Annotated in this window: 22 protein-coding genes; 10 read left to right on the top strand and 12 right to left on the bottom strand. The window is 45.5% G+C overall.

Going from position 1 to position 20,801, the window contains the following annotated elements:
- Window positions 1–24: 24 nt before the first annotated feature.
- The 6 genes from Q1A23_RS15350 to Q1A23_RS15325 form a co-directional block, all read right to left on the bottom strand.
- Window positions 25–465 carry a PIN domain-containing protein gene (locus Q1A23_RS15350; RefSeq protein WP_299824846.1) on the bottom strand — a complete coding sequence of 147 codons (441 nt, stop codon included), beginning with the start codon at window positions 463–465 and terminating at the stop codon, window positions 25–27.
- Complete coding sequence (locus Q1A23_RS15345) at window positions 455–823, bottom strand: hypothetical protein (protein WP_299824845.1); 369 nt, start codon at window positions 821–823, stop codon at window positions 455–457. The genes Q1A23_RS15350 and Q1A23_RS15345 overlap by 11 nt, the downstream gene beginning before the upstream one ends.
- Before the next feature lie 6 nt (window positions 824–829).
- Entirely contained in the window at window positions 830–2,233 is a 1,404-nt protein-coding gene (locus Q1A23_RS15340; protein ID WP_299824844.1) for a hypothetical protein, read from the bottom strand.
- A gap of 3 nt (window positions 2,234–2,236) precedes the next feature.
- Window positions 2,237–3,523, bottom strand: coding sequence for a hypothetical protein (locus Q1A23_RS15335; RefSeq protein ID WP_299824842.1), 1,287 nt, complete (start codon window positions 3,521–3,523; stop codon window positions 2,237–2,239).
- Between the two features lie 252 nt (window positions 3,524–3,775).
- Window positions 3,776–4,285 carry an SRPBCC domain-containing protein gene (locus Q1A23_RS15330; RefSeq protein WP_299824840.1) on the bottom strand — a complete coding sequence of 170 codons (510 nt, stop codon included), beginning with the start codon at window positions 4,283–4,285 and terminating at the stop codon, window positions 3,776–3,778.
- Complete coding sequence (locus Q1A23_RS15325) at window positions 4,282–4,602, bottom strand: metalloregulator ArsR/SmtB family transcription factor (RefSeq protein WP_299824838.1); 321 nt, start codon at window positions 4,600–4,602, stop codon at window positions 4,282–4,284. Before Q1A23_RS15325 ends, Q1A23_RS15330 begins: the two co-directional genes overlap by 4 nt.
- Before the next feature lie 539 nt (window positions 4,603–5,141).
- On the opposite strand from Q1A23_RS15325, the gene Q1A23_RS15320 reads away from it, so the two are divergent.
- The 3 genes from Q1A23_RS15320 (at window position 5,142) to Q1A23_RS15310 (ending at window position 6,679) form a co-directional block, all read left to right on the top strand.
- Window positions 5,142–5,501, top strand: a complete 360-nt coding sequence (locus Q1A23_RS15320) for a PAS domain S-box protein (protein ID WP_299824837.1) — start codon at window positions 5,142–5,144, stop codon at window positions 5,499–5,501.
- Window positions 5,441–6,196: a HAMP domain-containing sensor histidine kinase gene (locus tag Q1A23_RS15315; RefSeq protein ID WP_299824835.1), complete on the top strand. Its 756-nt coding sequence runs from the start codon at window positions 5,441–5,443 to the stop codon at window positions 6,194–6,196. The genes Q1A23_RS15320 and Q1A23_RS15315 overlap by 61 nt, the downstream gene beginning before the upstream one ends.
- A gap of 69 nt (window positions 6,197–6,265) precedes the next feature.
- Entirely contained in the window at window positions 6,266–6,679 is a 414-nt protein-coding gene (locus tag Q1A23_RS15310) for a response regulator (RefSeq protein WP_299824833.1), read from the top strand.
- A gap of 21 nt (window positions 6,680–6,700) precedes the next feature.
- Here the strand turns inward: Q1A23_RS15310 and Q1A23_RS15305 are convergent, their stop codons facing one another.
- The gene (locus Q1A23_RS15305; protein WP_299824831.1) at window positions 6,701–7,174 is read right to left on the bottom strand and encodes a DinB family protein; all 474 of its coding nucleotides are present in this window, start codon (window positions 7,172–7,174) and stop codon (window positions 6,701–6,703) included.
- A gap of 146 nt (window positions 7,175–7,320) precedes the next feature.
- Complete coding sequence (locus Q1A23_RS15300) at window positions 7,321–9,069, bottom strand: ABC transporter ATP-binding protein (protein ID WP_299824829.1); 1,749 nt, start codon at window positions 9,067–9,069, stop codon at window positions 7,321–7,323.
- 353 nt (window positions 9,070–9,422) lie between these two features.
- Here Q1A23_RS15300 and Q1A23_RS15295 point away from each other — a divergent pair, with 353 nt between their 5' ends.
- Complete coding sequence (locus Q1A23_RS15295) at window positions 9,423–9,842, top strand: hypothetical protein (RefSeq protein WP_299824828.1); 420 nt, start codon at window positions 9,423–9,425, stop codon at window positions 9,840–9,842.
- A gap of 76 nt (window positions 9,843–9,918) precedes the next feature.
- Here the strand turns inward: Q1A23_RS15295 and Q1A23_RS15290 are convergent, their stop codons facing one another.
- The 3 genes from Q1A23_RS15290 to Q1A23_RS15280 all read right to left on the bottom strand — a co-directional run bounded on the left by Q1A23_RS15290 (window position 9,919) and on the right by Q1A23_RS15280 (window position 12,720).
- A complete protein-coding gene (locus tag Q1A23_RS15290) occupies window positions 9,919–10,782 on the bottom strand; it encodes an alpha/beta hydrolase (protein WP_299824826.1) in 864 nt (287 codons plus the stop codon).
- A gap of 200 nt (window positions 10,783–10,982) precedes the next feature.
- Window positions 10,983–11,843, bottom strand: coding sequence for a hypothetical protein (locus tag Q1A23_RS15285; protein WP_299824824.1), 861 nt, complete (start codon window positions 11,841–11,843; stop codon window positions 10,983–10,985).
- A 328-nt stretch (window positions 11,844–12,171) separates the two neighbouring features.
- The gene (locus Q1A23_RS15280) at window positions 12,172–12,720 is read right to left on the bottom strand and encodes a hypothetical protein (RefSeq protein ID WP_299824822.1); all 549 of its coding nucleotides are present in this window, start codon (window positions 12,718–12,720) and stop codon (window positions 12,172–12,174) included.
- Between the two features lie 467 nt (window positions 12,721–13,187).
- Here Q1A23_RS15280 and Q1A23_RS15275 point away from each other — a divergent pair, with 467 nt between their 5' ends.
- The 6 genes from Q1A23_RS15275 to Q1A23_RS15250 all read left to right on the top strand — a co-directional run bounded on the left by Q1A23_RS15275 (window position 13,188) and on the right by Q1A23_RS15250 (window position 20,474).
- A complete protein-coding gene (locus Q1A23_RS15275) occupies window positions 13,188–14,210 on the top strand; it encodes a proline iminopeptidase-family hydrolase (protein WP_299824820.1) in 1,023 nt (340 codons plus the stop codon).
- 168 nt (window positions 14,211–14,378) lie between these two features.
- Window positions 14,379–16,922, top strand: coding sequence for an excinuclease ABC subunit UvrA (gene uvrA / locus Q1A23_RS15270; protein ID WP_299824899.1), 2,544 nt, complete (start codon window positions 14,379–14,381; stop codon window positions 16,920–16,922).
- 97 nt (window positions 16,923–17,019) lie between these two features.
- Window positions 17,020–17,829 (top strand): tRNA pseudouridine synthase A, encoded by an 810-nt coding sequence (locus Q1A23_RS15265; protein WP_299824818.1) that lies wholly within the window; start codon window positions 17,020–17,022, stop codon window positions 17,827–17,829.
- 97 nt (window positions 17,830–17,926) lie between these two features.
- The gene (locus Q1A23_RS15260) at window positions 17,927–18,643 is read left to right on the top strand and encodes a hypothetical protein (protein ID WP_299824816.1); all 717 of its coding nucleotides are present in this window, start codon (window positions 17,927–17,929) and stop codon (window positions 18,641–18,643) included.
- Window positions 18,644–18,791: 148 nt separating this feature from the next.
- Entirely contained in the window at window positions 18,792–19,175 is a 384-nt protein-coding gene (locus Q1A23_RS15255) for a hypothetical protein (RefSeq protein WP_299824815.1), read from the top strand.
- A 156-nt stretch (window positions 19,176–19,331) separates the two neighbouring features.
- Window positions 19,332–20,474: an MFS transporter gene (locus Q1A23_RS15250; protein ID WP_299824813.1), complete on the top strand. Its 1,143-nt coding sequence runs from the start codon at window positions 19,332–19,334 to the stop codon at window positions 20,472–20,474.
- 58 nt (window positions 20,475–20,532) lie between these two features.
- On the opposite strand, the gene Q1A23_RS15245 is transcribed toward Q1A23_RS15250, so the two are convergent.
- Window positions 20,533–20,673, bottom strand: a complete 141-nt coding sequence (locus Q1A23_RS15245; RefSeq protein WP_299824812.1) for a hypothetical protein — start codon at window positions 20,671–20,673, stop codon at window positions 20,533–20,535.
- Window positions 20,674–20,801: the final 128 nt, after the last annotated feature.

Raw genomic sequence — 20,801 nt, 5'->3', positions numbered from 1 at the left:
TTACCTGAAATTATTTATTTTATATTAACTAATAATAGCAGGTATAACATTATTAGATTCATTATATATTCTAATCCTTGAATCAGAAGTTATTAAAGGACAATTATGTACCATAGCTGTTGCTAAAATGATTTTATCATGATTGTCAAAATTGAATTGGATATTATCAATTATAATAAATTTCTCTAGAACTTCTTTATCAATTTCTAAAATTGCTATATTATCCTTTCCCCTAATTAACTCATAAATCTCAAGTCTAATTTCTGCAGCCAGCTCTGCATCTTTAAACCATTTATGAAATATTTCCACAAAAACTATGCTCGGAATAATCAAATTAAACTTAGAATGATTGATAGCTTTATCAATAATATCTAAGCCTGATTTTGAAATTGTCTTAGGAACATTGAATATGTGTGAGAAATACGAAATAAGGGAATTTGTATCAAGGACAATTTTATTTTTCATAGTAAAAACAAACAGCTTGAAGTAAATCTTCTTCTAAGCTTGAATTCGCATTACGTGGATGTTTTGTCATTAGTAAATGAATAAAGTCCGAATCAAATTCTTGTCTAGAGAAATACATTTCATCACTTAAACCATAAACGAAATCAATAATATCAGCACAAGCATATGATTTCTTCAAGTATGTTTCTAAAATTTTAGAAAAGAAGTAATTAAATCCAACAATCTCCACATCCCAATAGTTACAAGTACTATTGATAACTTCTTCTAAAAGTTCGTGATCCACAGGATAATTTTTGTTGAATAATCTATTTTCTATCAGTTGCTTAAACTCATCCTTTCTAAGAAAATAATATTTCATAATTGACTATTCTTGCTGCGCTTTATCCCAAAGATTAGTTGTCTCTTCGTCTTTTATATTTTGTATTAATGATGAATCAGCACTTGTAACCACTTCATTTATTTCATTTACAAATAATTCATCTATAACATCTCTATCCACTTCACTAGCTTTATCTAATAAATGGCTAGCTCTTCTAAGTATCCCAGCTGCATTCAACTCGGCTAATTCTGCGATTCTTAAAATAGCTTCTTTTGTAAAAGGCGTATAATCTTCTGAATTAGTTTCCGTTAATCTATATTCTGATAAATACTTTTGTACTAGTAACAATGCATCCTTGCCTTCTAATTTGTTAAAATAAATAACATGGTTTGCGTTATTATTAATAGTAGAGATGGGACTTCTCTGTTCCATCCCAGTATCACTCCAAGCTTTTTCTAATAGTCGTTGGACGCCAGCGTGTAATACAAGAATTAGATTATAAAATCCAACCTTAGCATTAGTAGAAATACCATCAAAAAAATTTGATCTAAGTTCTAAGGCAAATTCCCTTTTTTGCCTATCACTTTGAAAGTCTGGAATTCTTTCAAAATCATCAATAATCACATAGGCGCCATTAAAGCCACATCCTATAAAAAAGTTTACTAAATGTGTAAAAATGAACTCTAGTCTTTCTCTTCCAACTTTGAGGCTTTTATAATAGTCTTTAAAGTTTTGTTGAGTGATTATAAAATTTGCATTATAATTATTCAAATCTTTATAAAGGGGAAATTCTCTAGGTATAGAAACTAGAGCATCTCCTTTAAGTATCTTATTAGTTACTTTATTAATTTCAATAGAATTATTATTGTACCATTCTGCATCATTTAACAATTTAACCACTATTGCTTCATCTTCTATTTCTTCAAATATTTGCTCTTTGTCAGGATACAATTCGAGTATAGCTTGGAGCCTTAAGGTAGCTAAACAGTAGTTTATTATGTTAGAATTAAGCACAGACTCAAAGAATAAGTCCAGCACACTATAGAATGTGCGTGTTCTACCACTAGGCTCAGGGCTTATATAAATTCCAAAACACTTGTTTACATCATTAGATAAATCAAGGCTATATTCTTTATTTATCTTCTTAAGTAAATTAAGGCAAAATGAAGATTTGCCATTTCCTCTTCCTATATAAGATGTATCTAGTATGTAGCCTATTCTCTGATGATTTGGATCTGATTGGGGAACATTTAAAAAGTATTTCTTTACTTTCTCAAATTCTTCGTCTCTTATTCTGCTTTCAAAAATTTCCCCATTATATCTACTGTCAGTATTTTCTTTATTTACAGATGGGTTGGTAGGAAATGGATTTTCTTTAAGATTGTATTTTTCATACCGACTTAATGTCTGTAAAACTGGTGATTTAGGCTTTTTTAGTAAGTTCTTCATAATTTATCTACTGAAATCAATAGCAATAATATTTTTATATTTACCATTCACAAGTACAGGTTCTCGTTTTAGATACATTGCATTTGTCTCATAAGGTAAACGGTCTGCTTCCAGAGCTATCTGAACCCGTGTGCTTCCTTTTAAGCTCATCAAATATGCTTTCTCAAGGAAGTCATTAAATATATAACTAGCAATTCTCATACGATAACATACTTTCTCTCTAATATCAGGCAAGCTTACAAAATGGCTTCTTTGTATTGTTTTTATATCATAATATGCTTCGCTGAGCAATTTAACAAACTGGTCCTGATTCTCTTCTTTATTCCAATTTGGTTTATGAATGTACAATTTTTCGTCATTAGGATAATCAAATGCACATACGAAGTCATTACTTCTTATTTTATTAATAATTATTGATGTTGGATATACAATCCTACCACTTACACCAGGAAAAAAGTCTGAAGTATGTATGATGCCTATTTGTTTTGCTCTTTCAACCCAAATATTGAATGTATCAAAAGAGTATTCATACTTGTATATTTGTTTAAGAAAATAATTAAGCCAGTAGTTTCTAATTTTTGTTATTGTTTCATTAAACTTATTGTGTTCAAATTTATCATTCTTATCTAGTCCAATTAATGACAAGTTTGTCAATTCTGAAATAAGTTTTTCCTCTGCTTCACGTAAGCTTTTTCTTTTACTTAAATATTTAACTATATCATCTTGAAGTCTTATAGTTAACGATTTTATGTAATCTAAAATATGGCTATTCGTAGTCATTTTAGGTTTCTCAAAGCCTAACTTTAATGGCGAATAGACTGGAAAAATCATTAAACCATTTTTATTCTTATTCTCTTTATAGCAAAGGCTAACTAATTCATAAAAAGCATATGTATGCGACTCCATTAACTTCAGTAGATAGTTATAAAAGTGAAGGTTTGACTTCACGAATTCACCTAAAGCATATCTACCTTTTTCAGAAATGGTATAGTGACTTTTAGTTTCTCTTATTAGATCATAATTTATTGCTTCTATCAGAACTTGATCAAAAGTATAATGATACCTATTCAATTGCTGGGGTGAAAAACTAATACTTTCATCGAGAGTGAGTTTCTTATATTTTGATTCTCCAAGCTGAAATTTATCCTTTAAAACCCTAAACTCTTCAAATGCTTGAGTCTTACTACTATACTTATCGAAACTCTTGAGAACAATATAAAAATATTCTAAAAGGTAAAACTTCTTAGCTAAACCTGGTTGAGATTTAAACAGCCTAAGCTTATTATCCATTACATTTTATAAATACAGTAATTATTTTTCTTCAATTATACACAAATATATAATTATGAATATTAAAATTTTAAAGTATTAAATTTCAGCACCCGCTTGCGCGAGCTTGTAGCTGATGTTTTCAGAGTATCAGTATTAGCAACAAGAACACACTAGAAGACGATGAATGAATACTATAAAGTATTAAAAGCGGGGCTACAAGTTTATGCACTAGCCCCGCTTTTATAGTATGTTTTCTGCAGCTTACAGCCCTTAGGCCTCCTGTTTCTGAGCAGCCAATAGTTGATCGAGATTTTCCATGGCCGCAGTCAGGCCTTCTTTAAAGCCCATCTGGATGGTGGTTTCGAGTTGTGACAGGTCATCGAATGTGATCAGGTTCTCTACTAAGGTAACCTCCTCTTTGGGTGTAAAGCTTACCTCCCAATCTGATTGCGGCATTTGTGTGTTTACCACGCCTTCGGCATTTGCAAAACCATCCATTGCGGTAAAGCGCCTTTTAGGGTCAATGGTCTTGTAATTCGCCAATGCCCAATGCTCTTCGCCTTCGGGGCCAACCATGGCATAGTGCCAGTAGCCACCTTCCCTGAAGTCCATCGTTTTGGTGCGGGCTTTCCAGGGTTTAGGCGCCCACCATTGGTCCAGGATCTCGCTTTTTGTGTAAGCATCCCACACAAGCGGGAGCTCTGCTGCAAACTCTCTTTTAACGGTGATCGTGTTGTTTTCTTTGTTCACAGAGAACTCGAATGCAAGGTCGTGTTTCATGGCTTATTTTGTTTTATGTTAGAAAATATCGTGTCGAGTTGGTTGAAGCGGTCTTCCCAGATTCTCCGGAACTGTTCCAGCCAGTTGTCTATTTCTTTCATTTTAGTAACTTCCAGCTGGTAGTAAATTTCGCGCCCCTGTTGTTCCTGTTTTACAAGCTGGCATTCCACAAGTATCTGTAAGTGCTTTGAAACAGCCTGCCTGCTGGTGTCAAAATGTTCGGCTATAGCATTCGGCGTCATAGCCTGCAAGGCAATTAAACCAATAATGGCCCTTCGGGTAGGGTCTGCTATCGCCTGGAAAACGTCTCTTCTCATCGCTGGATTAAAATATGCAACCGTTTGTTTGCTAATATACGTGCAATTATTCGGTTGCATTATTTATTTTTGATTTATTTACATGGTAACATACTGTATATGGGGTTGTTATACCTTAAAACCTTTGATGTTTGTTTGATTTGAATGTACCCTTCCGTTGGCAGCATCTTACAGGGCCTGCGCTATTCTACGCGCTGTATCTTCAGTATAAGTTGCGCTGTAAGTGTAAGCCTTCCCGCTGCCCCAGGGTTGTCAATTTAAACGAGCACTATCTGTAACGTTTACAGTCGAGGCTTTACAAGTATAGAGGTATGCATTAAAAGCCAGCCTTAGCGGTAGCCGCATGTATACGTATCCGGGAGGTCTCGCTCTAAATATCCTTGTTTGTCTGAACAAAAGTACCCCAGGAATGCCACAACCTGGGCTATCGTAAAAGAGTAAACGGTAGATAAACTTTTATTACCCTGGCCCCACAGCATACCCCGGAAGAGATCAACTCTTATTTTATTGAGCAAATAAAAGATTATGCCATATTCGCGATGGATACAACAGGTATTATTACCACCTGGAATATGGGCGTACAAAACCTGAAGGGGTATGAAGCAGACGAGTTTATTGGCGAATATTATGGCATGCTGTTTCCGGAGGAGTACCAGAAAGCGGGGCTACCGGAACAAGAGCTCAAGTTGGCTTTGAAAGATGGCGTATATGAGGCAAAAAACTGGCGCAGGCGTAAAGACGGCTCCTTGTTCTGGGCTTCAGTAAAGCTTACGACTATATATGCCGATGGGAAACACATTGGCTATACAAAGATAACCGGCGAACTGAACAGAAAAAGTTGCAGGACCAGCTGGCCGAACGGCAGCAAAGCGCCCTCGAAAATAAAAACACCGAACTGAAGCGCATCAACCTCGACCTCGACAACTTTATTTACACAGCCTCGCATGATCTCCGGTCCCCGATCACGAACATTGAGGGTTTAATGGTGTTTCTGAAGGATGAGCTTACTGCGGCGGATGCGCTGAATGAAGATACAGAAGAACTGCTGAAACGGGTAGTAGATTCCGTAGACCGCTTTAAACGCACCATCGCCGACCTGACTGAGATCAGCAGAATGCAGAAAGGGTTTACCGAAAGCGCCGCAGACGATATCATCAACATACAGGACGTATACGATGATATTGTAGCCGACCTGGCCATACCGGCGGGCCTTAAAACCTGTTCGATACATACCAACCTGGAGGTGCACCAGCTTAAGTTTTCCCGCAAAAATTTCCGGAGCATCCTGTTTAACATGATCAGTAACGCTGTTAAGTTTCAGCACCCGGACCGGGGATGCATGATCACGCTATCCACCCGACTGGAAGAACCTTATGTTGTACTAAGTATAAAAGACAATGGCATGGGCGTAAATGAGAGCCAGCAGGAGCAGCTGTTTACCATGTTTAAAAGGTTTCATGACCATGTGGAGGGCACAGGTGTCGGGCTATACATGGTAAAGCGCATCCTGGAGAACGCAGGCGGCAAAATTGAGGTTACAAGCACCGAAGGAAAAGGTTCTGAGTTTAAATTATACTTTAAGTCTGCTATGTGAGTTATCCATTTAGCAAAAAAGCACTCCTGTTCTATTTACCACGCTTTACGGCTAACAAGCAGCTTATACATGACAGAAACTGAACCCGCCAAATATCGCCAGGTAAACACTATCCTGGTGGTTGATGATGATGAAAACTGGTGCTTTATCTCTAAAAGGCTACTGCGCCAGGCAAACGCTTGTGATAAGATCATAACGGCCCAGAACGGTTTAGTTGCCTTATCAGCGTTGAAGGACCTGGCTGCACAAGGCGGTAAAATGCCAGCTATTATTCTGCTCGATATTAAAATGCCCGTACTGGATGGTTTCGGATTTCTGAAGGCCCTGGAAAGCGAAACCCACCTGGACCTAAGCGAAACAAAAGTTTATATCTGCAGCAGTTCCTTGCACCCCAGAGACAAACAGACAGCGGAGGACTTTGCAGTTGCCGGCTTCATCACCAAACCTTTAACAAAAGAAATGTTAACGGATATCCTGCGATAAACCCTCTGCCCTTAGCAGCTTTTAGAAAGTATGGAGCAGCCTCCGCAGCACCACTACCTGGCCCAGGTGGTAAGCATTGTGTTCGGCTACCAGGGTAGCTTCGCGCAACAGCGTTTGCCCGCTGCCATGCGCAAACGGTTTTAAAAGATCGTTCTTGGGGTCCTGTACCAGTTGTATCATTTCTTCCAGGTCGGTGGCCAGGGCGTCGATGGTGCGGTGCAAATGGGCTTCGTTTTCGGGAGCAGTTTCCTGGGGCCAGTAGTCGTCGGGCCAGTTAGGTTCCTGGTAATTGGGGTTACAGCAAAAGTCCAGTATGTCGTGTTGGGCAAAGCGCAGGTGCCCGAGTAATTGCCAGATCGTATAAGGGAGCCCTTTCACTTTTTTACCGGCATCTTCTACAGAGATTCCCTCCAGCAACTCTGCCCGCGTCCGGAAAGCCTGGCCACCCCGGAGCAGCGTTACTACTTGCTCCCGCAGTTGTTTTTCCTGTTCCATTGCTTGTGTTTTATACTTCTATCCTACTCAAACCAGGTGGTAAAAGTTAAGCCCCATTGGCAGCTGCAAGGCCAAAGTATGGCTCCGGTAAAGTATAAAGTCATGCCTGTGCTGCGCCCTTATTCCTTAACAAAAGCCTGTTCCGCTTATATGCGGGCCTGGTAAGTATACAACTGGTAGTACCGTCCTTTCTTTTCCAGGAGCTCTTCGTGTTTTCCCTGCTCGGCAATGTGGCCCTGCTCTATTACCAGAATCTGGTCGGCCTGACGTATCGTGCTCAGGCGGTGTGCGATCACGAAGGTAGTGCGGCCCTGCATCAGGGTTTTAAGGCTGGCTTGGATTAAACTTTCGCTTTCGGTGTCGAGGTTCGAGGTGGCTTCGTCAAGTATAAGGATGCGCGGGTCGGCAAGTATGGCCCGCGCAATGGCGATGCGCTGCCGCTGCCCTCCTGATAATTTTACGCCCCGCTCCCCGATCAAGGTATCCAGCCCGTCCGGAAAGCGGTCGGTAAACTCCTGCACGTGCGCTGCCTGCACGGCCTGCATCAGCTGCGCCTCCGTTGCGTGCGGCCTCGGAAAAAGAATGTTGTTCCGGATACTGCCTTCAAACAAAAAATCATCCTGCAACACAACACCCAACTGGCTTCTGTAGCTTTGCAAACTGATGGTCTGCAGGTCGTGGCCATCTACTGTGATCAGGCCGCTGTCGGGGTTTAGGAAAGATGCAGCAAGACCCGCTATTGTTGTTTTACCGGAACCGGATGTACCTACCAGGGCGGTAACAGAACCGGCAGGCGCTGTAAAACTGATCTCCTTCACTACGTCCTTCCCGCTTTCGTAGGCAAAAGCTACTTTATCAAAAACAATGGCCCCATGCAAGGGATTCAGCTGTAAGGTGCGGCTTCCGTACTCGTCTTCGAGGGGCGTGTTCAGGATTTCCTGCGTGCGGTCCAGGCCTGCGAAGGCCTCGGTAAACTGGCTCCCGATATTGCTCATCTGCAGGATAGGCGCAATCATGAAACCCAGGTATAACGTAAAGGCCAGGAAATCGCCAAAGGTCAGCTCATCGTTCATAATCAGGTAACCCCCTATCCCCATAATGCCGGCCGAGGCAAACCCCAAGAGCAAGGTAGCCGCGCTGGTTACCATACTTGTTGTTACCAGGCTCTGCTTCACATTCAGGAAAAGCCGGTTTACGCCGGCCTCAAACGTTTTTATCTCCTGCTCTTCGGCGTTAAAACCTTTTATCACGCGTACGCCTCCCAGGGTTTCAGTCAGCCTGCCAGTTACTTCGGCATTAATCACCCCGCGCTCCCTGAAAATGGGCCTGATCTTACCAAAAGCCTTTGTCGAGATGATCCCGAAAATTGCCACCGGTATAAGCACAAAACCCGTCATTAAAGGGCTGATGTAAATAAGCAGCACCAGGCAGATAAGCGACGTAAGTACCCCGCCGATCATCTGTGCAAAGCCAGTTCCTACCAGGTTCCGCACGCCTTCTACATCCGTCATGATGCGCGACACCAACTCACCGGTTTTGGTGTTATCGAAGAAGCGGATAGGCAACTGCATGATGTGCCTTTGTACTTTGGCCCGCAGCTGCGAAATCAGGTGCTGTGCCTCCACGCTGAGTATCTGGGTAAGGGCAAACGATGTAATGGACTGGATGATGATGGCCACCAGCACCGCCCCGATAAGCCACTTCAGCATGGTGCTGTCGCCGTTCGGTATCACATCGTCTATCAGAAACTTACTTGCACCCGGCAATACAAGCCCGGCCAGCCTGCTGATGATGATGAGCACCAGCCCTATGCCAAGGTATTTCTTGCGCGGCCAGATAATAGTCTTGAAGACCTGGGCTATAGTTACGTTTTTAAGTTTCTTAGATTTTTGCATCGTATTTATTTGAAACCTCGCTTTATAAAGTAGCCTGGTTTGCCATGCGAGAAGTATGGTCAGTTTTTGTTAAAGTGCAAGTTAGCGCTTTTCAGGCTTAGTTGTAGGGAATGCCGGTTTTTCGGGTGATAGCGCCTCAACTGTAAGCATACTTTATTCCACCGGATGCTGGGCGCTGGTTCACAGATTTATTACTATCCACGATGAGCGTACTCGCTGCACAGTAAGCAGGTTTATAGTTCCCCGGTTAGTTTTCAGCGAACATGAAGGGTGCAGCTTACAGGCTGAAGAGTAACAAATAAATCCTGCACCTGTTTGCCTCCGTTACAAACAAAAAAGTATACACGTTAAGTATGAAACCAACTTACATCAGAAAACTTACGGCAGCATTGTGTTTGGCGGCAGGCCTGTGGTTGAGCGGCTGCCAGGCCAGTACTACACCAGCTGCCTCCTCCGATACCGTTACAAGCGCTTACAGAAGTATGGCTCCCGAACGGGTGGATATACGGGGCAGCATCATACAAAGCAGGTATGACCAGGGGCAGGTAATGCTGGAGGTGGAGGGCTTTTCTACAACACCGGATTCCCGCTATACCAGGGCGTATGTGCTGGTGCTGCCCACTACCCAAATGCTCGACAGCAAAGGCCAACATATCAGCCTGAGCGAATTACGCCAAGGGCAGAACGTAGCTATTTTGTTGCGCGGCGGTGGCCGTGGAAACGCTGTGGGATTGGGTGTGGCACGCAAGCTATGGCTGGAAGAGCCTTTTTAAGGTGTCACCAGTTAGGGAATTTGCACAAGTATGAAGATGTCATACGAAGTAGTCACGCCACGTTATAAGCGTGCAGTTAAGGTTCAGACTCGCGCAGAAAGGCAAGTATTTCCTGGTTTACTTTGTCGGGTTGCTCGTGGTGCAGCCAATGGCTTGCCTCGTCCAGAAAAATAAGTTTGCCCTGCGGGCACAGGCTTATACTTGGTTCAGCCATTTCAGCACCCAGCGCTGTATCTTTCATGCCCCAGAGCATAAGGGTAGGCAGGTTGATTTTACGCCTCAGGTTGAGATGCGTGTGCTTAAAAGCCCTGTACCAGTTAATCATGCTGGTTATAGCTCCCGGCTGCTTCCAGGCTTCTTTGTAGGTAGCAAGCTCTTCTTCAGAAAAAGCGTTTGCGTTTGCGGTGCCCGTCATACTTTTTTCGAGCATCGTGTAGTTTAGCACCTTCGCCGCTTGCTCAGGTAATACGGGCACTTGAAAAAAGGCGGTATACCAGCTTCGGAGCATTTGCCGTGGGTTGTTCCGGAGGTGCTGCAGCATAACGATAGGGTGCGGCATGTTCAGGATTATGAGTTTATGCAGCAGGTCCGGGAAATGCATTGCCACAGACCAGGCTACCACGCCACCCCAATCGTGCCCCACCAGCACTACTTTTTCTTTACCTAAAGCTGCTATTAGACCAACAATATCTTCGGTAAGTTTTTCCAGGGTATACTCCTCCACCGCCTGCGGCTTGCTGCTAAGGTTGTAGCCCCGCTGGTCTGGTGCAACTGCCATGTAACCCTGCGCAGCAAAAAAGTCCAGCTGCTTTTGCCAGCCAAACCAAAACTCCGGAAAGCCATGCAGAAACAATACAAGCTCTCCCTCCGCCTCACCTGCCATTGCTACATGCAGGGTTACCTCGCGCAAGTCAAAGTATGTAAATGTTCGCTTCACCATCGAGTGCCGTTTACGTTACAAGCATCATTTCAAAGATTCCCGATGGATAGCACGGGTAGTTCAGGGGCTTATACTTTCTTTAAAGTTTTCAGGTAAGGCTTGTGCCGGTTTATACTTGAGGCTGGCACGTAGAAGTAGCCATGAAACAGAAACAGCCGCTGCTCAAAGGCAACGGTTGTTTCTGTTTTGTTTAGCTTACGTTAAAAGCCACCTAATTCTGTGGTGCCTCTATCAGAGTTGTGTGAGGTATCTCCTCTGCCGCTGCTGCTTCTGCCGCCGTAAGTACCACCCCCCATAGCACCCGAGCCACCGTAGTTTCCCGATGAACTGCCATAGGTGCTGTTGCCGAACGAGCCGCCGCGATGATCGCTTTCGTAGCCGGTGCCGCCGCCGTAGTTTGTGCCGCCATAGGTACTGCCCATTCCGGTTCCGTAGTTATCTGCAAAATTGCGTGTGCCATAGTTCGGAATGCCACGGTCAGAGTGTGTCGAGGATTCGCCCATGCCGCCACCAAATCGGGAGCTTCTGAAACCATCCCTGTTGCCTGCGTAATAAGCCTGATCACCTTCTGAGCTGCCTCTGTTTTGGCTACTGCCTAAGGTGTTATAGCGGTCTGAGGTGCCATCAAAACTCGAAATGCCATACCCCCGACGAATGTTGCCGCGCATATCCTGGCCGCTGTCCCTGTCGCGGTTGCCCATGCCCTGGTAGCTCCTGTAGTCGTCCTGGTAGTTGCTGTACCGGTTGCGCTCCTGACTAAAATCATCAGAATAGTTTCGGTTGCGGTCCCGGTCGTTTTGCTGGTAATCTGGTTGGCTGCTGCGGTAACTGCCACGGCCCTGCCTGCTGTACCGTTCGTAGGCATCTCCCATATCGCCTTCGTGGTAAGAGCGGGGTATATTACCGCTGCGGCCGTAATCTGTATAGCCTCTTTCACGCTGGAAATCGCGCTCAAACTTATCTGTTAAATTGCGTGCCCCATGATAATGTTCATCGTTTCTGTAGCCTTCGTAGCTGCCGTAATCGTTTCGATCATAGCGATCGTTGTCTCGTCTGTCCATAGCTTTTGGTTTAGGTTATCTATAAATTAACTTTCTTTATAAACGATGCACGGGCAGTACGGTTATCAATTTTAGAACCTCCCCGATTGCGCTAAGCCATACTTTATACACCAGCCTATACTTTGCTTTCAGCTTGTTTACATGCTGGTTTGGCTTTAATGTAACGCCTATTATGGTTCAATAATTAAAAGCCAAGTATAAATTTTGGCTTTTCAAACCATCATTCAAACTACAGCGCCTAAGCAAGTATAATCTGAGAATCTGTGCAGGAAAAAACTATAAAGGCAGGTGCGGCAGGTTTCGTAAAAGTAGTGGTTACCGGTAGAACTTATACTTCAGTATCTTTAACACGGGAAGCCAGGATTTTAAAAAGTATGTATAGCAAGGCGAAAATGGCCATCAGGATAAGCGTCCAGAATTTCTTTCGGTTCATCTCCTTCCAGTAATCTCGGTCTGATGCGGTGTCTTGTAGCCGTTGCCGGATTACTGTGTTTGCCATGCGCTCAATGTCCAGTTCCCGGTGCAGGGAATCCAGCTCAAGGGTGTCCTGCAGGTAAACGGTTTTGGTTACAATTGTTGGCGGGCAGTTCAGGCAATAGGCTATTCTCTGCTCCTGCGCTTTGCTTGCTGGCATAGCCCCCTCCTGAGTTGCAATCAGCCTGTTTGGCTTTAGTGACGATAGGTTGTAAATAGCAGGCGCATACAGCCTGGGCGGGAAGTGTTTGGCAGCGTAGGTTTCTCCGTATTCCTCCGTGTAGGCTTCGTTTTTATCTACATAAGCGGCCAGTTCTTCGGGGTTTTTATCAAAGTATTTTTCGGCCTGGCGTTGCGTGGCGCAAGAGCATAGTAGCAGCAATACTAGTAACCTTCGTTTCATTTGGGCTTTTATGCTTGTCAGTTTTGGTCGGCTGTTTACGGCTTGCTCTTTAGCTCCTCCTGCTCCCTGTGTACGTACGCAAAAGTATAAACAAGGAGTTGATTTTTGCCCCGGGTTTCCTTAAAATACCACCTATCAACCCGCTCAGTTTAGCGCTTTTATCCGGTTCCCACACCTGCTTTATACTATCATTACCACCATAGTTACAGCTTGTAACTATCGCCCAAACCAAAGGTTGGCTGCTAAGGCGATTTATACTTACCGAAGCAAGCGGGTATACGCTGTTTATACTTTTGCAACTGTAAGGAACGGCTACAAAATAAAACGATGCAGAAATCTATCTCTTTGCTGATAACCTCAGGAAGCCCTGCCAGGTATAAGCCGAAACAGACTGTGTGGTTTTTGCCTGTCTTTTTTTATATTTAGGTACAATTAAATCTCATACCCTCACCTGAAACGATAAAACCATGAAATCATTTCGTTCCGTTATGCGCTTATCTCCAGCAACTGCAGACACTACTGGAAACCATACGCCAACCCTGTCAGAATACTTTGATTACTCCGGCAAAGAAGTTGAACTAAGCGGAGGAGCCCGCATGATTGACATAGCTACTCCGAGCGGAGATTTTAAAGTATGGACAAAGCGCGTAGGCAATAACCCAAGTATAAAATTGCTTTTGCTACATGGCGGACCAGGCGGCACCCACGAAGCCTTTGAGTGTTTCGACAGTTACCTTCCGAAAGAAGGCATTGAATACTATTACTACGATCAGCTTGGTTCTCATCGCAGCGACCAGCCAGAAGATACGAGTCTGTGGGAAATTCCGAGGTTTGTTGAAGAGGTGGAGCAGGTGCGGCAGGCATTAGGCCTAGACAAGAGCAACTTCTACCTGCTGGGCCACTCCTGGGGAGGCATACTGGCAATGGAATACGCGCTAAAATACCAGCAAAACCTTAAAGGCCTGATCATATCGAATATGATGGCGAGTGTGCCGGAATATAACAAGTATGCCGACGAAGTGCTTGGCCCCAAAATGGACCCGGAGGTATTAGCGGAGTTAAAGCAGCTGGAAGAGGCCAATGATTTTACAAACCCGAGGTACATGGAACTGCTGCTGCCCAATTTTTACACAAAGCACGCTTTACGGATGCCTGTTGCGCAATGGCCAGACCCCGTGAACAGGATGTTTAACCACATGAACCAAACCGTATACATGCAGATGCAGGGGCCAAGCGAATTCGGCATCAGGGGCAACGCTTCGCTCAAAAACTGGGACCGTTCCAAAGACCTGCCAAGTATAAAAGTGCCTACGCTTACTATCGGCGGCCAACACGACACCATGGACCCAGCCCATATGAAGTGGATGGCCAGCCAGTTTCCGGATGGACGCTACCTGCATTGCCCCGATGGCAGCCACATGGCCATGTACGACGATAATAAAACATATTTTGAAGGTCTGATCCGGTTTATGAAAGAAGTAGCCGGATAACTTACGGATAATCACGGATTTAAAGTATACTTCAAAAATTAAATCTAACTCTTTGCACAGGTTTAAGTAATTATGCTGTGGGTCTCAAAAGAGTACCCTGCAAGTATAATTTTACCTAGCCGCACCAAGTATAGAGATATTTGGTGCCTGGCCCTGTACAACATAATTATGGCCAAAACTGCTGAAAACACTTCTCCGCAACCCATGACTGGTTTTGTAACTGTGCGCGGTGCACGGGAGCATAACCTCAAAAACATTGATCTGGCTATACCGCGCGATGCACTTGTGGTGTTCACGGGTGTATCGGGTTCCGGCAAATCGTCGCTTGCTTTTGGCACCCTTTACGCCGAAGCTCAGCGTCGCTACCTCGAGTCGGTGTCGCCTTATGCCCGGCGCTTGTTTCACCAGATGGCCGTGCCCGAGGTTGATGCCATCGAAGGCCTGCCACCCGCTGTGGCGCTGCAGCAGCAACGCGGTACGCCAACCACACGCTCGTCTGTTGGCAGCGTGACCACATTATCTAACCTGGTGCGCATGCTATACTCCCGTGCCGGCGATTATCCTCCAAACCAGCCCATCATTTATGCCGAAGCGTTTTCTCCGAACACCGCCGAAGGGGCCTGCCCTACCTGCCACGGCTTAGGGCGGGTATATGATGTAACTGAACAGTCGATGGTGCCCGACGACTCCTTAACCATACGCGAACGCGCCATTGCCGCCTGGCCAACAGCCTGGGGCGGGCAAAACCAACGCGATATACTTGTAACACTTGGCTATAACGTTGATATTCCCTGGCGTGACTTACCTCAAAAAGACAGGGACTGGATTTTATTTACGGAGGAGCAGCCTGTAGTGCCTGTGTACCCGGGCTATACCCCGGAACAAACGCAACGCGCCCTGAAAAGGAAAGAAGAACCAAACTACATGGGTACCTTCACCAGCGCCCGGCGGCACGTCTTTCATACTTTTGCCAATACCAACAGCCCGCTCATGAAAAAACGGGTAATGCAGTATATGCTAAGTACCGACTGCCCCAACTGCCATGGTAAGCGCCTCCGCCCTGAGTCCTTGGCTGTTACCTTTGCCGGATACGATATCACAGAACTCTCCCGCCTGCCTCTGAAACGCGTAGCAACCATACTTAAACCTTTTGCAGAAGGCACAGCTACCGGGCACGAGCATCAAGAGGCGGCGCATCCTGAACAAACCATAGTGGCACAACGCATTGCCGAAGATCTGGTGGCGCGCATACAGGTACTCCTAAATTTAGGGCTTGGATACTTATCCCTGGAGCGAAGCACGCCTACCCTGTCGCCGGGTGAGTTGCAAAGGCTGCGACTTGCCACACAGCTATACTCCCATTTGTTTGGAGTAGTGTATGTGCTTGATGAACCGTCTGCAGGACTTCACCCTTCCGATACCCTGGCCTTGCTAACAGCCCTTGAGGGGCTAAAAAAAGCAGGTAACTCCCTGTTTGTAGTGGAGCATAACCTGGACGTGATCAGGCATGCCGACTGGCTGGTTGATGTAGGCCCTGAGGCTGGCGAGAAAGGCGGCAGCATTCTTTTCAGCGGCCCACCGGAAGGCCTGCGGCAGGTAAGCGAATCACGGACCGCAACATACCTCTTTAACAGCAACCCATTACCTGCCCGCACCCCACGCACGCCTGTCAACTGGCTACACTTAACCGGCATCACCCGAAATAACCTGCACAACCTGGATGTATCGTTTCCGTTGGGTGTTTTTACAACAGTAACCGGCGTTTCGGGTTCTGGAAAGTCCAGTTTGGTTAGCCAGGTGCTGGTAGAACTTGTGGCCGACTACCTGGGCCATGCTATGCCTGCTGAGGATGAGGAAAGCGAGGAACTTGAAAAGGCTGCCCCTCTGCAGACAGGTGGCCAGATAACAGCAGGTATAGAAAGTATAAAAAGGCTTGTTCGGGTAGACCAGAAGCCCATTGGCCGAACGCCACGCTCTAACATGGCTACGTATACCGGCCTCTTTGACCATGTACGCAAGCTTTTTGCTGCTACCCCTATGGCACGTGCCCGCAAGTATGACGCCGGGCGCTTTTCGTTTAATATGGCTAAAGGCCGATGCGAAAACTGCCAGGGCGAAGGTTTTGTGATGGTGGAGTTGCTGTTTTTACCAAGCGTATATGCTCCCTGCCCTGTGTGCCATGGCGCACGTTACAATGCCAGCACCCTGGAAGTAACCTATCGCGACAAAAACATTGCAGATGTATTGGCCATGACTGTTGATGCTGCCTGGGACTTCTTTACTGAAGAACCGCAGGTGCAGCGCGCGCTCACCGTTCTACGGGAAGTGGGGCTTGGCTATTTAAGGCTGGGGCAACCAGCAACAGAGCTATCAGGTGGTGAGGCACAACGCATCAAACTGGCTACTGAACTGCAAAAGGCGCAGCGGGGCAATACCCTGTACATACTCGATGAGCCTACCACAGGCCTGCACCCTGCCGACGTTGAAAAACTGATGGTTCAGCTGGATAATTTGGTAGAGGCAGGTAATACGGTAATTGTTGTAGAACATACGATGCGGGTTGTGGCTGGTAGCGATTGGGTAATCGATATCGGACCGGGCGCCGGAGAAGAAGGCGGTACCGTTGTAGCGGCTGGCACTCCTCCAGAAGTGGCAAACTGCAGCGATAGTAAAACTGCGCCCTTTCTAAAACAGGCGCTAATGCAAAACTAAACGTTTATACTTACCCTAACCTGCTGCACAGCGCTAAACTGATCAGTAGAAAGTAGTATCTTGTGCATCATTTTCAGGTTAAAAAAATAACAAGGCATTGCGATACTTTTTCCATATCGGGTACAACGGGGCAAACTACAGAGGCTGGCAGCGCCACCCGTATGGGGTAAATGTACAGCAAACAATAGAGGATTGCCTGCAGCGGGTTTTAAAGGAACGGGTATCGATTGTGGGGTGTGGCAGAACGGATGCGGAGGTGCATGCAAGTCAGTTCTTTTTTCACCTGGATGTTGCGCAGCCCTGGGATTTTGACCTGCTTTTCAGGCTAAACAAAGTACTGCCACCCGATATTGCAGTTTACGATATACTGCCCATGCAAGGGCTGCCACACGCCAGGTTTGATGCAGTAAAGCGAAGCTACGACTACTTTATTCATACCTACAAAGATCCGTTTCTGAGCACAGGCAGTTCCCTTTATCTGTTACAGCATTTAAATTTTGACCAACTTAAAGCCGCTACTACCCTGCTCCCACAGTACAACGATTATAAGTCCTTCTGCATCACGCCCGCTGAACATGACAGCACCATTTGCTACGTGACAGAGGCCAGGTGGCTGGCTGATACAAACGGCGACAGACTTCGATTTCAAATCTCTGCCAACCGCTACCTGAGCAGGATGATTCGGATTATAGTAGGAAAGCTGCTGCAAGTAGGAACCGGCGCCCTTAGCCTGGATGAATTTGAAAGCTACCTGGCCACGGAGAACAAACCCAAAGCGCTCAGCCCGGCTTACCCGCAGGGGCTCTACCTTTCCAAGGTAACGTACCCTTACCTCGACCTGGCTCCTCGCAGTTCTTTTCTAAGTAGGTTTCCAATCGAGGGGGCAGCAACATGGCAGCCAGTTTAAACTTGTAAACGCAAAAAGCTTATCGCTGCCGCGCGGTACCTGCAGGCACCAGCCGTACAGCTAACCGCAGAGACAAATTAAATTTATACTTATACCTATGAACCGATTTCTCTCAAAGTCAAGCTCAATGGAGCTGATTCGTGCTGTACAGGCATTGCCCATACAAACAGTATATGACCAGGAGAAACACCGGTTGGCGCTATTAGATGCAGCCGGGAATGAGCAAGTTTTCTTCCGTTTACCCTTAACGCTCTCCTACTCAGCAGAAGGCCAGTTGCAGGACGATGCTGTGGTAAATTACGTGATTCTGCTGATACAATCCGGCAACTGTGCTTTGGGGTATTTCGAGGATGGCGTGAACCTGGATCATAAGGTATTCCGGTCGTACATGGTGCGAAAAAAGCAGGGCAAAAGCCAGATAAAGTACCTCAAGACGAAAGGAAAATCCAGGGCTGGCTCCAGGGTGCGGCTCGGAGAAACAGTTGAGTTCTTTGAAAACATCAATGAGCGGCTGCAATCATACTTTGAGGAACACGAGGTGCACCGCATCGCCATCAGCTGCTCCAAAACCCTTATTCCCTACCTATACAGTTCTAAAGTTGCTACTCCCTTTGCTAAAAGCGACCCGCGCCTCTACAAAATCCCCAAGCATATTCATACACCCATTTATGAAGTGATGCTGGACGCAAATAAGTTTCTGCAACGCGGCGAACTGATTTACGATGAAGCACAGCAGCAATTTGTAAGTGAACTCCTCAATGATGATACCGAATATATAGCACCGGAGGAGGAAGAAGATGATTTCTGGGACTAGCTATTATCCTATCCCTGTCTGCTGCTATACTTTCCGTTTCAGCTGATTCCATCGCTCAGGATAAACTGCCTTGCCTCGGTCTTTTAGGTTTTCCAAATCTATAAAATGGTTGTTTGTCTCCGCCATAAATGCACTTGCGTACGTAAGTATGGCAAACGTATCAGCAATTGCAATGGATAACCAAAAAGACAACCACCTGGCGCTGTTTGAACAGATATGCAACATAAATGCGCTTAACCCGGAAGCTATAAAAGAAGAGGCACAGCAGCGTTTCCCGGATAAGTTCGAAAATGGCCTAGACGTTGAGCGGCTCATCTGGACTGCTTTTGACCACCGTGCAAAAACCCTGATGGATGGCATAGGCAATGCCACGCCTGCGGATGCCGGGAAAGCAGCTTATACCATTGATGCAGATCCGGCAGCTCCAGCTTTTATGGTAAACGAGCGCAACATCCTCAGCCAGTACAACCCTGAAACTGCCCGTAACATAATTGATGCGCTAGGCCAGGTACAAATGCCTGTCACGGGGTAAGGCAACACGCTCAAAGCTATCTTTCAGTATAACTTCGCATAGCCTGCTCGCATCGCAAGTGTACCCCCAAATTTAAAGCTCATCCTAGCTAAGAGGCATATTTTATGTGCTCGCAGAGAGATTTTATGCGCATCTTTGCGCTTATTTTTAAAATCAATGCAATTACTAAATCAGCAGCGCCTTTCGCTCAGCATATTCTTTTTCTTATCCGGCTTTAATTTTTCCAGCTGGGCATCCCGCATTCCAACAATTAAAACAGCCCTGGATTTAAACGAGGCCGAACTGGGAACCATCCTGCTTACTATGCCGGTGAGCTCGTTAATTGGATTGCCATTATCTGGTTGGCTGGTGGCGAAACTTGAGACCCGCGTGCCTTTAACCGTTGCGTTTCTGATGAACTCCATCTGCTTATCGTTTATCGGTTTAGCTAACTCTACCCTAACACTTATCATGTCGCTGTTCCTGTTTTCGTTAAGCATGCGCATTTTTAACATCGCTGTAAATACGCAAGCCATTACCCTGCAAAAGCAGTACATCCGTAAAATTAATGGCTCTTTTCACGGGCTCTGGAGCACCGGCGGTATTGTGGGCGTAGGTGTTACAACCCTGCTTATAAAATTAGATGTTGGCATTGTGGCGCATCTGCTGTCGGTGTCGGCGGTTACGGTGCTGGTGGCTTTCATATTTTACCGTTACCTGCTACGCAACGACAAATCCACTACAGGTAATAAACTGGCGCTTGGTAAGCCAGACCCTTACATTTTATACCTGGGTTTACTTGTGTTCTTTGCAGCGGTTTGCGAAGGTGGCATGTTCGACTGGAGTGGCATCTACTTTCAGCAGGTTATAAAAGAAGAAGTGTTTACTGCTGGCTACCTGGTGTTTATGTTTTTTATGGCGCTTTCCAGGTTTGTGTCGGATAGGGTTATTGAGAAGCTGGGCTTGCCTAAAACTTACCTACTAAGTGCATTACTTATTTTCTTCGGGATAATGCTGGCTATACTTTTCCCTAGCTACTGGCCTGCCATGGTTGGCTTTGCATTGGTTGGATTTGGCACCGCCGCTGTTATCCCCATGACTTATACTTTGGCAGGCGCATCCACTAAATATTCACCAGGGCTTGCCATCTCACTCATTGCCACTTTTGGTATAGTGGGTATGCTTATTGCCCCCCCCATGATCGGTTACCTGGCACATGCCTTTAACCTTAAAATATCGTTTGTCGCCTTTGCTCTGGCTGGCATTATGCTGATACCCATATCAAGGGGATTCTTCAGGTTGGAGCGTACAGGCGAATAAATTATAAAGCCTTAAGGCCCGCTTTTTGCTCTTAATGCAGGAAGCGGGCCTTAAGGCTTTATAGTTTATACTTCGCTTCAACAGAAAATCCAGTAAACTCCTGCACCACCACGGTATACTTATCGCGCAGGCCCGGTAAACAAAACTCCTTTTGCAATAAAAGTGGCAATAAGACTGAGTTCGGGTTTATACTTATCATTTTCTCCGCAGGCAGTACGCATACCCAGCGATAGTAGTAGGTAGTATAACTACTTCATGTAAACGATTAACTTCACGATGATACTCCAATGCATCACCTATGTAGCTTATGCTTTTGCTCGGAAAAGA

Origin of the sequence: uncultured Pontibacter sp., from assembly GCF_947492645.1 — a bacterium.
Classification (GTDB): Bacteria; Bacteroidota; Bacteroidia; order Cytophagales; family Hymenobacteraceae; genus Pontibacter.
Note: the sequence above shows the minus strand (reverse complement) of the source record. Positions and strands in the feature narration are given on the sequence as shown.